Source organism: Paraburkholderia sp. DD10, assembly GCF_049177125.1.
Taxonomy (GTDB): Bacteria; Pseudomonadota; Gammaproteobacteria; order Burkholderiales; family Burkholderiaceae; genus Paraburkholderia; species Paraburkholderia terricola.
The window spans coordinates 335280-350187 of the sequence record NZ_CP185393.1; the positions used below are offsets into that span (position 1 = coordinate 335280).

A 14908-nucleotide genomic window follows, 5' to 3' on the forward strand; every position below is an offset into this window, starting at 1 on the left:
TGTGTCTGGAACACGCGTCGAATGAACAACGGGTCGCTTTGCGAGCGGCCCGTTGTTCTAGCGGCGAAGGTGACGGCTAACCGTTGCCGGTCACGATCGCCCGCCTCGCGGGATCATTCCGCCGGCCCCGGCGCGAGCACCTCGCGGCTGCCATTGATACCCATCGCCGACACCAGCCCCGCGGTTTCCATCTGCTCGACGAGGCGCGCCGCTCGGTTATAGCCGATGCGCAACTGCCGCTGCACCGACGAGATCGACGCGCGCCGCGTGCGCACCACGAAAGCGACGGCTTCGTCGTAGAGCGGATCGGCTTCCGCATCCGGCGAATCGCCGAACAGGTCCTGCGCCGCGCCGCCTTCGGTGGCCGGGCCGTCGAGAATGCCTTCCTCGTATTGCGGCTCGCCGAACTGCTTCAGATACTCGACGATCCGATGCACTTCCTCGTCGGCGACGAACGCGCCATGCACGCGCTGCGGGTAGCCGGTGCCCGGCGGCAGGAACAGCATGTCGCCCTGGCCGAGCAGCGATTCGGCGCCCATCTGATCGAGAATCGTGCGCGAGTCGATCTTCGACGACACCTGGAACGCCACGCGCGTCGGAATGTTCGCCTTGATGAGCCCGGTGATCACATCCACCGAGGGCCGCTGCGTCGCCAGAATCAGGTGGATGCCGGCGGCGCGCGCCTTCTGCGCGAGCCGCGCGATCAGCTCTTCGATCTTCTTGCCGGCGACCATCATCAGGTCGGCCAGTTCGTCGATCACCACCACGATGAGCGGCAGCGGCGCGAGCGGCTCGGGCGCTTCCGGCGTCAGCGAGAACGGGTTGCCGAGCTTCTTGCCTTTCGCTTCCGTATCGCGGATTTTCTGATTGAAACCGGGCAGATTGCGCACGCCGACCGCCGACATCAACCGGTAGCGCTTTTCCATTTCGCCGACACACCAGTTCAGCGCGTTGGCCGCGAGCTTCATATCAGTGACGACCGGCGCGAGCAGATGCGGAATGCCTTCATACACCGAGAGTTCGAGCATCTTCGGATCGATCATGATGAGGCGCACTTCCTCGGGCGTCGCCTTGTAGAGCAGCGAGCAGATCATCGCGTTGATCGCCACCGACTTGCCCGAACCCGTGGTGCCCGCGACGAGCATGTGCGGCGCCTTCGCCAGATCGGCGACCACCGGATGGCCGGTGATGTCCTTGCCCATCGCCAGCGTCAACTGCGAATGCGAGTTCTGATAGACGCTGGCTTCGAGAATTTCCGACAGGCGGATCGTTTGACGCTTGGCGTTCGGCAGTTCGAGGCCCATGCAGGTCTTGCCGGGAATCGTCTCGACCACGCGGATCGAGGTGAGGCCGAGGCCGCGCGACAGGTCCTTCATGAGCCCGACGATCTGGCTGCCGCGCACGCCGAGCGCCGGTTCGACCTCGAAGCGCGTGATGACCGGACCGGCCGAATGGCCGACCACGGTGACCGGCACCTTGAATTCCTGTAGCCGCTGCTCGATCAGCAGGCCGGTTTCGATGAGCTTTTCCTCGGAGACGGGTTCGACGTCGGTGTCCGCGCGCGCGAGCAGATCGAGCGTCGGCAACTCGACCATCGACGCCGAGGGCGCGCGGAATTCGAAGCCGTTGGCCGGGACGTGGCCGCGCAGTGGAACGCGCGGGATGGTGACCTCGGCGGGTTCCGCGGGTTCGGCCGTTTCCGTGGAGGGCTCGGCTGCGAGGTGGGCTCGTGATGGCGGGGTCGGGGTTACTGGTGCTTCATGCTGGGCAGGCGTTTCAAGCACGCTAAATGCACTCGAAGCGGCCAATGCTGCCGGCGCCGCCGCGACAGCCGGAATTGCCGAAGCGGCCAGCGCGTCAACCGGCTCAACGGCGGGTTCGTCTTCCATTGTCGCGGACGCCGATGGCTCCGCCCGAACAGCGAAGCCGGGAAAGCGAACCACGTTCGACGGCTGCGACGCGACGCTCTCCGGCTGGCGCGCGGCGGCAAGAATCGCTCCGTTGCGGGCTGCTCCATCGGGGAGGGCAGGAGAGTCGGCTGGTTGCGTCCCGGCCGTGGCGGTTCCTGCCGAATCGTCGGCGGCGAGAGCATCTGGCGTCGAAGTCTGCGAAAGGGCTGAGGATGGACCGAACGGCCGTGTCGCGTCGACTGCGACTTGCGGTGTTGAGGCGTCCAAAGGCACAGCCGGCGCATCGAATCGCCGCGCGCCTTCCCTGTGCAATTCGCTGAGGTTCTCTTCATCCGCCGTCGCCGTGGCGGCGGCAGCAAGCTTCGGCGCTGTGACTTGCGAAGGGTTTGCCGGTTGGTCGACGGGCTGCGCCGGTTCGGCGTGCGGATTCGAATGGCTGTCGGCGGTAGCGGCAACTGGCGTCGAGTCGTTCTCGAATGTTGCGGCGTCGGTTGACGCGCCGCTCGCGTGCGACTGCGCTGCGAAGACCTGGAACGGCGTAGGCGTGCTGGTTCGCGCCGCGTGCTGCGATGTTTGCGCCGGTGCGTGCGCGGCGATGGGTTCGCTCGACAGCGGCGGTCGAATCGCCGGCGCTTCGATCGGCCATTGCACGACCGGCTCGTGGCTCGTCGCGGACGACGCCTCGGCCCCGGCTTCCGTTCGCGGCGTGGCGGCCGGCTCTGGCATCGACAGATAGTCCGCGGCGGTGTCGTCGGCCAGGTTCAGCGAAGTTGCGTGCGCGCCGGGCGCCGATGCCGGACTTGTGGCGACCTCACCGTCAAGCGGCGAGCCCACGCTCGATTGCCCGGCTTCTTCAATAGACGGCACGGCGTTCGCCGAAGCCGTCGCAGCCTTCGCGCTGTCGGCACCGCTGCTGCGCGCGAGGCTCACGCCGGCGATGTCCGTCCAGCGCGCGGCGTTTTCCGCGATGCTGCGCAGCGTTTCCTGGACGCTGGCGGGCGGCGTGACCTTCTGCGCTGTCGGCATCGGCCGCGTGTAGCTGGGCGCCGTCGAGGCCGGGCGATGCGTGGCCGGCGTCGACGCGCTGTCGTTTGCGCGCGCGCCAGGCGGGAACGGTTGCCTGGAGATAGTCGAGCGGTTTGTTGGAACGTCGGCGCTTGTGGCGCCCTGCGTCGCCGACTGATGGCCAACGCGGGTCGCGGAATGGGCGATCGAATTCCCGGCCAGGTTCGCAGCCGTGCCCGTTGCCGCCTGCGCCGTCTTAGCCTGCGCGGCGGCAGTGACTGATGAACCCGCCAAGCCCGCTGCCACACCGGCTAGTCCCGTGCCCGCACCCGGCGATCCCGCTGGCCGTTGCTCGTCGGCCAGGCGGCGGCCAGGCTGTGATGCGCTGTCGCGAGCCGCCGAGCCAGCCGAGCCAGCCGAGCCAGCCGAGCCAGCCGAGCCAGCCGAGCCAGCCGAGCCAGCCGAGCTAAGCGAGCCAGCCGACCCATTGACGCCAAGTGAGCTAGTTGGGCCAACCGACCCAACTCCCCCCACCGCAGCCCCGACCGCGCGCGACGTCTGCTCGCGCAACCAGCCAGCCGGCGCGACAGGTTCCGTCGGCATCCATGCAGCCTTGTCCGCGTTCAGCGGTTGCGCCTGCGCCTGCGCCGGCACATGCCGCGGCGGCGTGGCGGTGCCCGTGCGCAAGACCGGCTCGGCTTGTCTACCTGCGCGCGTGCTCGTGCTCGCACCAGCGCGCCAATTCGCGCCGGCGCCACGCGTCGCCGCATCCTTGCCCGCCGCCGAGCCGGGCGATGCGATCGCGCCAGCCGAGCCAGGCCCCGCGCCGCGTCCGCTCGCCGGCGGCCGCCACACCGTCGGGCGCGCATAACGTCCATTGCTTTTGGGCGCCATCGTGTTGGTGGTCGGCGAGGCATGCGACGGCAAACCATCGTCGACGACGCTGCGATGCCGGCGCGCCTCCTCGTCGCGTTTGGCGAGGCCGCGCGACAGGCCGAGGCCGAATGCGCCGTCGGCCCACACCGCCACGTCGCGCCAGCGGAAATCGATCAGCCAGGGCAGGCTGATCGCGAGCAGCGCAAGCGCCGCGAGCGGCGTGCCGATCTGCCCGAGCAGACGGCCGATGCCCGCCGCCAGCGCATGGCCGAAGCCATTCATGCCGGTCGCGGCGATCAGCGAGGCCTCCAGCGTGCAGCTCGCCACCATCACGCAGACGAAGCCGAGCCACAGGCGGATCGTGCCGGGGCCGCGCAAACCCGCGCCGCCCGGCAGCATCGACTTCACGAGCCGCCACAAAAGAGGAATGAACCAGACGGCCGACCCGCCGAACCAGCCGAAAACTACCGTGTGCATGCTAGACATCAACGAATGACGGACGCGCGAAAACGCAATCCGTCGAGTTTAAACCGGCGAAGCACGATGCTTCGAAGGCAGACGCAACTATGTTTGCGTCCAGTGGAAAAGCGGGCCGCCGCGCGGCCCGCCGTCGGTGAATAACAACGGCTGCCGCGGCAGCCCGCGCGACTTTGGCGGACCGCTGCGATTGCAGTCTTGCCGGCGCGGTCCCATCCGCTTAACAGTTTGACCATCGAGCCACCCTGGCAGTCATCTGCCGGACCACCGCGCTTCGCGCGCGGCCGGTCATTTGGCGGCGCGCTCGAACGTCAGCGTGTCGCCGTTGTCGAGCACGAGTTGCATCTGCTGCGGCGCGCGCATTTGCACGCCAGTGCGCTCGATGTGCGTGAGCGCGTTCAGATACGCGCTTTCGATCTGGCCGCCCGGCGTCGCGCATGCCATGCGCGTGCCGCCCAGCGTGCCGAAGCTCAGCTTGCCGTCCTTCAGCGCATACGAGCCCATGTAGCGGTTGCAGCCGGAAAAGCCGCTGACGTGGCGCTGACCGGTGGCGGTCGAGAGCGTGAGCGTGATCGGCCCGCCCCGATCCGCGGACGGCACCGCGCGCGCCGTGCCGTCGGCCTGTTTCCAGCCGGCGAGCACCCAGCTCGTGTCGTCGAGTAGCTGCGTGGCGGCGGGGTTGAACGGATCGGGCGCCGGCGCTTCCGAGTCGGGGTGTTTCGGGATCGCACAGGCGCTCAATAGCGCGGCGACGCTCAACGCGGCGATGGCGGTGCGCGCATACGGCGCGAAGCGCGCGGCACGTCGCGCGGAGGAGCTTTGGAGCATGGCGTCGTTCCTCTTCAAACTGGCGAAGGCGTAAGGGTAACGCACTCGGCTCGCCGCGCGCGAGCGCGCCGGCGTGCGCAATGCTGATCGAGCGCATCCGATGCGTTTGCTCGACCCCTGCGCGAACGAACGCGCGGGCGAGCCGCGTGTGTTCGGGCGTTCGGGGCGGGGTCGCGCATGGGGGTGTGCATCGGGGTGCGCATGTTAACATCGTGGTCTCCCCATTCCCACCCTCATCCGACTTTTTATCTGGAGACCCCATGCAGATCGGCCAACGGATCGGCACGCCCCTTTCTGGTTCCGCCACGCGCGTGATGCTGCTCGGCGCCGGCGAGCTCGGCAAGGAAGTGATCATCGCGCTGCAACGGCTGGGCGTCGAGGTGATCGCCGTCGACCGTTATCCGAATGCGCCGGGTCACCAGGTCGCGCACCGCTCGCACGTGATCGACATGACCGACCGCGCCGCGCTGCGCGCGCTGGTCGAGCAGGAGCGCCCGCACCTGATCGTCCCCGAGATCGAGGCGATCGCCACCGACGCGCTCGCCGCGATCGAAGCCGACGGTCTCGCCGAAGTGATCCCGACCGCGCGCGCCACGCAGCTCACGATGAACCGCGAAGGCATCCGCCGTCTCGCGGCCGAGGAACTCGGCCTGCCGACCTCGCCCTACGCATTCGCCGATTCGCTCGACGAACTGCGCGCGGGCATCGCCAAGGTCGGCTATCCGTGCGTGGTAAAGCCGGTGATGTCGTCGTCGGGCAAGGGGCAGTCGGTGCTGAGAAGCGACGCCGACGTCGAACCCGCATGGCAATACGCGCTGGCGGGCGGCCGCGTGAATCATGGCCGCGTGATCGTCGAGGGCTTCATCGACTTCGACTATGAAATCACGCAACTCACTGTGCGCGCGATCGATCCGGCGAGCGGCGAAGTCAGCACGTATTTCTGCGACCCGATCGGCCACGTGCAGGTCGCGGGCGATTACGTCGAATCGTGGCAGCCGCAGCCGATGAGCGCGCTCGCGCTCGAACGTTCGCGCGAAGTGGCGCACGAGGTGACGGCCGCGTTGGGCGGGCGGGGCCTGTTCGGCGTGGAACTTTTCGTGCGCGGCGACGACGTATGGTTCTCGGAAGTGAGCCCGCGTCCGCACGACACGGGGCTCGTCACGCTGTGCTCGCAGCGCTTCTCGGAGTTCGAGCTGCACGCGCGCGCGATCCTCGGTTTGCCGGTGGATACGTCGCTGCGGGCGCCGGGTGCGTCGGCGGTGATTTACGGCGGTCTCGACGAAGCGGGCATCGCGTTCGAAGGCGTCGGCGCGGCGTTGGCCGTGCCGAACGCCGATCTGCGGCTCTTCGGCAAGCCGGAGAGCTTCGTCAAGCGCCGCATGGGCGTGGCGCTCGCCACCGGCGAGAACACGGACGAAGCGCGCTCGCGCGCGAAGCAGGCCGCGGCGGCGGTGCGGCCGGTGTCGGCGAAGTAGGCCGCGGCAGGCATGCCGTCATGGCCGGCTCGCCGCGCAACCTGAATCATTGCAGCCCAGCGCAGTTCATGGAGCAGAGGCAAGTATGACCCCGGAATCCCGCATTCCCCGCATTCCCCGCATTCCCCGCAGTCCCGGTAACGACGCGCAACGCGGCAGCGTCGGCCGGATCGGCGCATTCGGCGTGCTGGTCGCGTTGTCCTTCGGCATGACGGGGTGCGGTCTCGCGGCTGCGCCGTGCCGCGTCGCATCGGCCGGCTTGAAGATCGTGCCGCTCGTCGGGCATGTCGCCGCGGTGCCGACCGACGCGTGCGCCGAGGTGATTGATCCATAAGCGGTTCATTGGCAATCGTCAGGCCCGCGCCTCGCGCCGCGACAGACGGCATGCCGCCTGGCACGATAAGCAAAAAACCAATCGAGGTACCCAATGAAGAAATGGCTGGTTGCGGTAAGCACGGCAGCGGTTCTCGCGGCGCTGTGCGGCAATGCATGGGCGGCGCCGTTGGCTCTCGCCGAGACTCGGACCAAGAACCGTCAGACGCATAAATACACCTGCGCCACCGGCAAGATTCTGCAAGTCACATACTGGAACACGGCGAACGGCCAGAGTTTCGCGCTGGTCCCCGTGAAGGGCCAGCAACTGCTTTTCGTCAACACGTTATCGGCTTCCGGCGCGAAGTATCAGGCCGGCAGCTACACCTGGTGGACCAAGGGTCCGCGCGCGGACCTGTACGACGCGATGGACGGCGAGAACGCGCCGCCCATGATCTCCGACTGCATCACCATCAATCGCTGACCCGATGCGGCGGCCGCGCTCGAACCGCACCGCCGCCCGCCTTGCCTGCCCCTGCCTTGCGGCGCTGCCAGTCGGCGCACATCATTTCCCATCGAGTAGTAAGCTGTCCGGCATGGCGTTAGCCGTTGCGTCGTGCCATGCCGCGCGCCGCCCGCGTGAGCGTCGTCGTGTTCCCGCGCGCTCCTTGCGCCTCTGCTTCACGTCCCTTGGCGGCCGGGCTGACGGCCCGCCTCCGTTTCATCAAACGAGACCCTCCATGAAAGCATCCGACCTGTTCGTCAAATCGCTGGAAGCTGAAGGCGTCGAGTATGTGTTCGGCATTCCCGGCGAGGAAAATCTCGATCTGCTCGAATCGCTGCGCCGCTCGAAAATCCGTCTGATCCTCACGCGCCACGAGCAGGCGGCCGGCTTCATGGCCGCCACTTACGGGCGTCTCACCGGCCGCACCGGCGTGTGTCTCGCCACGCTCGGCCCCGGCGCGACCAACTTCGTGACCGCCGCCGCCTACGCGCAACTGGGCGGCATGCCGATGCTGATGGTCACCGGGCAAAAGCCGATCAAATCGAGCAAGCAGGGGCATTTCCAGATCGTCGACGTGGTGCGGATGATGGAGCCGCTCACCAAGTACACGCGGCAGATCGTGTCGATCGGCAATATTCCGGCGGCGGTGCGCGAGGCGGTTCGTCAGGCGGAAGAAGAACGGCCCGGCGCCACGCACCTCGAATTGCCCGAGGACGTCGCGCACGAAGAGGGCGACGGCAAGCCGATCCCGAAGAGCTACAGCCGCCGTCCGGTGGCCGAGGAAAAGGCGGTGGCGCACGCGGTCGAGGCGATCACGAACGCGAAGCATCCGTTGCTGATGATCGGCGCGGGCGGCAACCGCAAGACCACGACCAGGATGCTGCGCGAATTGGTCGACCAGATCGGCATTCCGTTTTTCACGACGCAGATGGGCAAGGGCGTGATCGACGAATCGCACCCGATGTGGCTCGGCAACGCCACGCTCTCGGACGGCGACTTCGTGCACCGCGCCATCGAGCACGCGGACTGCATCATCAACGTCGGCCACGACGTGATCGAGAAGCCGCCGTTCTTCATGCGCAGCGGCGAGGCGGGCGAGAAGACGGTGATTCACGTGAACTTCCTCGGCGCGGAGGTCGATACCGTGTACTTCCCGCAGATCGAGGTGGTCGGCGACATCGCCAACGCGGTGTGGCAGTTGAAGGAAAGCCTCAAGGCGCGCAAGGAGCATTGGGACTTCACGCGCTTCAAGGAGATCAAGCAGCACTTCGAGGAGCATCTCGTGAAAGGCCAGCACGACGACCGCTTCCCGATGTACCCGGTGCGGATCGTCAACGACGTCTACGAGACCACGCCCGTGGACGGCATCGTGTGTCTGGACAACGGCATGTACAAGATCTGGTTCGCGCGCTACTACCGCGCGCACGAACCGAATTCGCTGCTGCTCGACAACGCGCTGGCCTCGATGGGCGCGGGCTTGCCTTCCGCGATAGCGACCAAGATCGTGCATCCCGACCGCAAGGTGATGGCCGTGTGCGGCGACGGCGGCTTCATGATGAACTCGCAGGAACTGGAAACGGCGGTGCGTCTGAAGCTCGATCTGGTGATCCTGATCTTGCGCGACGACGCGTTCGGCATGATCCGCTGGAAGCAGGAGAACATGAATTTCCCCGACTACGGCATGACGCTGCGCAACCCGGATTTCGTCGCGTATGCCCAGAGCTATGGCGCGCAGGGGCATCGGATCGAATCGGCGGCGGAGTTCGCGCCCCTGCTGCGCGAATGTTTCGCGACGCCCGGCGTGCATGTGATCGACCTGCCGATCGACTATTCCGACAACGAGCGCGTGTTGAATCGCGAGATCAAGCGGCTCTCCGCGCAACTGTGAGCGGTTGGGCGAACCGCTGGCCGGTTTCGCATCGGGTGTGAAACGAGCGTGAATTGAGCGCGGCTGAATGGCGGCAGGGCATGAACGTTTGGCTTCGTTGCTCCTGTTAGCCGGATGCCGCAAAGGAGAACGCGTCATGTTGCAGAAAACTTACCCCTACTACCTCGCCAACGAAGCGGTTGCCGCGAACACCGATCTCGACGTCACCGATAAATTCAGCGGCGAAGTGGCGACCCGCGTGGCGATGGCCGACGCCGCCGCGATCGACAAGGCGATCGGCCACGCCGTCGACGCCATGCCCGCGCTGCGCGCCTTTGCGCCGTTCAAGCGCCAGGCGGTGCTCGAACATTGCGTGAAGCGGTTTCGCGAGCGCTACGACGAACTGGCGCTCGCGCTGTGCATCGAAGCCGGCAAGCCGATCAACGACTCGAAGGGCGAAGTCACGCGCCTGATCGACACGTTCAAGGTGGCCGCCGAGGAGGCGGTGCGCATCGACGGGGAAATCGTCAATCTGCAGATTTCGCCGCGCGCAAAGGGCTATCACGGTTACGTGAAGCGCGTGCCGATCGGTCCGTGCTCGTTCATTTCGCCGTTCAATTTTCCGTTGAATCTGACCGCGCACAAGGTCGCGCCGGCGATCGCCGCGGGCGTGCCGTTCGTGCTGAAGCCGGCGAGCCGCACGCCGGTCGGTGCGCTGATCATGGGCGAGATTCTGGCGGAAACCGACTTGCCGAAAGGCGCGTTCTCGATTTTGCCCGCGCATCGCGACGGCGCCGATCTGTTCACCACGGACGAACGTTTCAAGCTGCTGTCGTTCACCGGCTCGCCGGCGGTGGGTTGGGAACTGAAGAAAAAGGCCGGCAAGAAGAAGGTGATTCTGGAACTCGGCGGCAACGCCGCCGCGATCGTCGACGGCGATCAGGGCGGGAAACTCGACTACGTGGTCGAGCGGCTCGCGTTCGGCGCGTTCTATCAGTCGGGGCAGAGCTGCATCGGCGTGCAGCGGATTCTGGTGCACGCGAAACTTTATGAGGCGCTGCGCGAGAAGCTGATCGCCAAAACGAAATCGCTGGTAATGGGTGATCCGAAGGACGAAAAGACCTTCGTCGGGCCGATGATCTCGGAATCGGAGTCCAAACGCCTCGCCGGCTGGATGGAGAGCGCGGTGCTGGCGGGCGCGACAATCGTCGCGGGCGGCAAGGTGGAGGGTGCGATGTTCGAGGCCACGCTGCTTGAAGGCGTTGGGCGCGACACCGATCTGTATCGCAAGGAAGCTTTCGGGCCGGTGGCGATTCTGGAGCGGTTCGACGATTTCGACTCGGCGCTCGCCACCGTCAACGACAGCGACTTCGGCCTGCAAGCCGGCGTGTTCACCGATTCGCTCGCTCACGCGCATCGCGCGTGGGACCTGCTCGAAGTGGGCGGCGTGGTGATCAACGACGTGCCGTCGTTCCGCGTCGACAACATGCCCTATGGCGGCGTGAAGGATTCGGGACTCGGCCGTGAAGGCGTGCGTTACGCGATCGAGGATATGACCGAGCTGCGCCTGATGGTGATGCGTGAAACGTGGTGAACCGCGATGCCGGCACGCACGGCGAAATCGGCTGTCACGCCACTGTCGCCTGCGCGAACTACGCTCGCCAGCGAGGGGTGCCGCCATCCGGCAGGGCGCCGCGCCAGGCGCGTACGAGCAGACCGGCGGCTGGGCCGTCCGCCGGCTTTTGCCCCGTAAGCAGAAAGCCGCCCCATGCGCCATGAGTGTTTTTGCTGGAGTGCTACAATACCGGCCTTTCCGGCGGGTGTTTCCGCCGGCCGGAGCCGGCCGCTCTTTTCCCGCAATATCGACGGGTCCCGTGCGGAACGCCGTGGCTCCGCCTTCATCCTGATGCCCTCTGCGGTTCCGACCGCTGCCGCGCGCACGCGCCAAGCGCATTTTTAGCGAAAGCCACCATGTCCGACACAGCCGTCACGCCCAGCACTGCGACTTTTGATCAATTCGGCCTCGCGCCCGACATCCTGAAAGCCGTCAAGGAATCGGGCTACACCATTCCCACGCCGATTCAGGCGCAGGCGATTCCCGTCGTGCTGGCCGGCCGCGACGTAATGGGCGCCGCGCAGACCGGCACCGGCAAGACCGCGAGCTTCTCGCTGCCGATCATCCAGCGTCTGTTGCCGCAGGCCAGCACGAGCGCATCGCCCGCCCGCCATCCGGTGCGCGCGCTGATCCTCACGCCGACCCGCGAACTGGCCGACCAGGTCGCCGCGAACGTGCAGTCCTACGCGAAGCACACCGCGCTGCGCAGCGCCGTGGTGTTCGGCGGGGTCGATATGAATCCCCAGTCGGAGCAACTGCGCCGCGGCGTGGAAATTCTGATCGCCACGCCGGGCCGTCTGCTCGATCACGTGCAGCAGAAAACCGCCAACCTGGGCCAGGTGCAGATCCTCGTGCTCGACGAAGCCGACCGCATGCTCGACATGGGCTTCCTGCCGGATTTGCAGCGCATCCTGAACCTGCTGCCGAAAGAACGTCAAACGCTGCTGTTTTCGGCCACGTTCTCGGGCGAGATCAAGAAGCTCGCGGCAACCTATCTGCGCGATCCGCAGACGATCGAAGTCGCGCGCAGCAACTCGACCGCGACCAACGTCACGCAAATCGTGTTCGAGGTTCCCGAGGGCGACAAGACCGGCGCGGTCGTTCAATTGATTCGCGAGCGCAGCCTGAAGCAGGTGATCGTGTTCTGCAACAGCAAGATCGGCGCGAGCCGTCTCGCGCGCAGCCTCGAACGCGACGGCGTGATCGCGACCGCGATTCACGGCGACCGCTCGCAAAACGAGCGCATGCAGGCGCTGGACGCGTTCAAGCGCGGCGAAATTGAAGCGTTGGTCGCCACCGACGTGGCGGCGCGCGGTCTCGACATCGCGGAACTGCCCGCGGTGATCAATTTCGATTTGCCGTTCAATGCGGAAGACTATGTGCATCGGATCGGCCGTACCGGCCGGGCCGGCGCTTCCGGCGACGCGTTGTCGCTGTGCAGCCCGAACGAGCGCAAGCAGCTTGCCGATATCGAGAAGCTCATCAAGCGGCCGCTGGAAGTGCAACGCCTGACCGTGGATACGCCGGTGCGGCATCACCACGAAGAGCGCGCGCCGCGCCGTGAGCGCAGCGAGGTTCGTGACGAGCGCGGCGGCCGCCGGCGTTCGGGCGCTCCGTCGGGCTCGTTCGATCGGCCGCATCACCATCGCGTGCAGCCTGTGGACGATTTCTTCCTCAAGCCGTATGAGCCGTCGCCCGCTTCGGTTCGCAAGATCGAGGAGGCCGATGCGGCTTCCGCCGCTCCGCAGAAGACGTCTGCGAAGCAGCCGCTGGCTGCGTTGCTGGGCGGCTTCGGCATGCCCAGGAAGTCGTCGTCCTGAGCGGCTGCGGCTTCGAAACCCGCATCGCGTTTACTTGCTTACGCTCATTCGCACGCGCATGCGTGCTGCCCATGCCGCCGTTGCCGCGGTATAAAACCCCTCCAGTGTCCCAGGGGCCTGGCCGCTCAGGTCGAGTCCCAGATGGCGAGCCGCCGCGATCAGCGCTTCGAGCGGTTTGCCGGCATCCAGCGCCTGCGCCCCGTTTTGCTTGCTGAGTTTTTCGCCCTGGTCGTTCGTCACGACCGGCACGTGCAGATACTCGGGCGTCGGCGCGCCAAGACAGCGCTGTAAATAAATCTGCCGCGCGGTTGAATCCATCAGGTCCGCGCCTCGCACGATGTGGGTGATGCCCGCGTCCGCGTCGTCGACTACCACCGCCAGTTGATAGGCCCATTGGTCGTCCGCGCGTTTCAGGACGAAATCGCCGACCTCGGTAGCGAGGTTCTGCGTCTGCGTGCGCTGCCAGCGATCTTCGAACGTGATCACGGCGGCCTCGCCGTCGGGCACGCGCAGGCGCCACGCGCGCGCCGGTTTGCCATGCAGACCGTCGCGGCAGGTGCCGGGGTAGGCGAGCGTCGTGTTGCGCGCGTGCGCGTGCAACAACGAGTCGGCGATTTCCTTGCGCGTGCAGCCGCAGGGATAAACCAGGCCGCGGGCTTTGAGTTGCTTCAGCGCCTGCTCGTAGCGCGCGATGCGTGTGCTTTGCCAGATCGGCGGCTCGTCGGCGTGCATGCCGAAGCGTTCGAGGGTCGCGAGGATGTCCCTGGCGGCGCCTGGAACCGTGCGTGGGCGATCGATGTCCTCGACGCGAACGAGCCATGCGCCGCCATGCGCGCGCGCGTCCAGCCAACTCGCGAGCGCGCTGACCAGCGAGCCGAAATGCAGCGGCCCGGTGGGCGACGGTGCGAAGCGTCCGCGATAGGTCATGGCTCGGATCGGTGGTTACGGTGAAAGCGCGGAACGACGTATTGCGTTGCCAGTGTGCGCCGGAAATGGCGGCAAGTTCGCATGGCGCGGACGGGTTTGAGATCAATGGGCACGCTGAAGGCGCCGCCGCAGCCTGAGCACAATGAGCCGCGCTTTCCACGATCGTAGGGTTGGAGCCGCCGCGTGACGTGCTGTCCAAGGCCGGCATTCGTCGCGCCTCGCGACGATGGCGCGGGGCGCGACGCAGCCGTCATGCGGCGCGCGCCGCCTTGCTGTCAGGATGACATGCCGGGCAGGTCTTGCCCGCGACGTACATTGGCGACGCCTGCGCCTCGGGCGGCACCACGGCGCGGCAGCCGAAGCATTGCACGGTGGCGGTGGGTCCGAGTTGCGGATTCAGCGCGGTGCGGTAGTCGAACACGAAGCAGTCGCCGTGATAGTGAGCGCCGCCCACTTCCTCGAAATACTTCAGGATGCCGCCTTCCAGCTGATACACGTTCTCGATGCCGACTTCCTTCATGTGGATCGCCGCCTTCTCGCAGCGAATCCCGCCGGTGCAGAACGACACGACCGTTTTGCCCTCGAGATCGGCGCGGTTCTGCTCGATCACTTCAGGAAACTCGCTGAATTTCGTGATGCGGTAGTCGAGCGCGTTGTCGAACGTGCCGACGTCGACTTCGAACGCGTTGCGCGTGTCGAGCATCACGACCGGACGGCCCTGATCGTCGTGGCCGCGATCCAGCCAGCTTTTCAGCGTGGGCGCGTCGACGAACGGCGCGCGGCCGAGCTCCGGACGGATCGCCGGTTTTTTCATCGTGATGATCTCGCGCTTGAGCTTGACCAGCATGCGGCGAAACGGCTGCTTGTCCGAGAGGCTTTCCTTGAATTGCAGATTCGCGAACTTGCCTTCGAACAGCGCGTCGTGACGGATGTAGTCGATGAACGCGTCCGCGGCTTCGCGGCTGCCGGCGACGAACAGGTTGATGCCTTCCGGCGCCAGCAGAATCGTGCCGCGCAGGCCGAGCGCGTTGCAGCGCTCGGTGACGAACGGGCGCCATGCGGCGGTGTCTTCGATGGTCGCGAAGTGATACGCGGCGAGATTGACGATGCTCATGTGTGTCCAGCGGTAATCAGTGGCCGGCGCCGTGGAAAACGGGGCGCATGAAGGCGCCGGCATCTGAATGCCATGCGGCGCGGCCATGTCGAATGGGGAAACTCGTATTATCCCTCAAGCCGGGGCTGGGCTCGACTCTGCCGAATGGCCAGGCGGTTGCGATAGCGCAAGGCGCGC

Annotated in this window: 10 protein-coding genes; 6 read left to right on the forward strand and 4 right to left on the reverse strand. The window is 66.5% G+C overall.

Annotated features, from left to right (window positions below; translation table 11 throughout):
• Positions 1-113: 113 nt before the first annotated feature.
• Both ACOCG7_RS16865 and ACOCG7_RS16870 read right to left on the reverse strand, forming a co-directional pair.
• On the reverse strand, positions 114-4268 hold the full coding sequence (locus ACOCG7_RS16865; protein ID WP_421379166.1) for a DNA translocase FtsK: 4155 nt from the start codon (positions 4266-4268) through the stop codon (positions 114-116).
• Between the two features lie 288 nt (positions 4269-4556).
• Positions 4557-5096, reverse strand: coding sequence for an META domain-containing protein (locus ACOCG7_RS16870; RefSeq protein ID WP_114163438.1), 540 nt, complete (start codon positions 5094-5096; stop codon positions 4557-4559).
• A 260-nt stretch (positions 5097-5356) separates the two neighbouring features.
• On the opposite strand from ACOCG7_RS16870, the gene purT reads away from it, so the two are divergent.
• The 6 genes from purT (at position 5357) to ACOCG7_RS16900 (ending at position 12690) form a co-directional block, all read left to right on the forward strand.
• Complete coding sequence (gene purT / locus ACOCG7_RS16875; RefSeq protein ID WP_114162094.1) at positions 5357-6571, forward strand: formate-dependent phosphoribosylglycinamide formyltransferase; 1215 nt, start codon at positions 5357-5359, stop codon at positions 6569-6571.
• An 85-nt stretch (positions 6572-6656) separates the two neighbouring features.
• Positions 6657-6905, forward strand: a complete 249-nt coding sequence (locus ACOCG7_RS16880; protein WP_244219973.1) for a DUF6726 family protein — start codon at positions 6657-6659, stop codon at positions 6903-6905.
• 93 nt (positions 6906-6998) lie between these two features.
• Positions 6999-7367, forward strand: coding sequence for an MliC family protein (locus ACOCG7_RS16885; RefSeq protein ID WP_083085257.1), 369 nt, complete (start codon positions 6999-7001; stop codon positions 7365-7367).
• A gap of 256 nt (positions 7368-7623) precedes the next feature.
• Positions 7624-9276, forward strand: coding sequence for an acetolactate synthase large subunit (locus tag ACOCG7_RS16890; RefSeq protein ID WP_114162095.1), 1653 nt, complete (start codon positions 7624-7626; stop codon positions 9274-9276).
• Between the two features lie 136 nt (positions 9277-9412).
• Positions 9413-10849 (forward strand): aldehyde dehydrogenase family protein, encoded by a 1437-nt coding sequence (locus ACOCG7_RS16895; RefSeq protein WP_114162096.1) that lies wholly within the window; start codon positions 9413-9415, stop codon positions 10847-10849.
• A gap of 377 nt (positions 10850-11226) precedes the next feature.
• Entirely contained in the window at positions 11227-12690 is a 1464-nt protein-coding gene (locus tag ACOCG7_RS16900; RefSeq protein ID WP_114162097.1) for a DEAD/DEAH box helicase, read from the forward strand.
• Between the two features lie 30 nt (positions 12691-12720).
• Here ACOCG7_RS16900 and gluQRS read toward each other — a convergent pair whose 3' ends face one another.
• Positions 12721-13617, reverse strand: a complete 897-nt coding sequence (gene gluQRS, locus ACOCG7_RS16905; protein ID WP_114162098.1) for a tRNA glutamyl-Q(34) synthetase GluQRS — start codon at positions 13615-13617, stop codon at positions 12721-12723.
• A gap of 250 nt (positions 13618-13867) precedes the next feature.
• Complete coding sequence (locus tag ACOCG7_RS16910) at positions 13868-14731, reverse strand: sulfurtransferase (RefSeq protein ID WP_114163440.1); 864 nt, start codon at positions 14729-14731, stop codon at positions 13868-13870.
• Positions 14732-14908 lie beyond the last annotated feature (177 nt).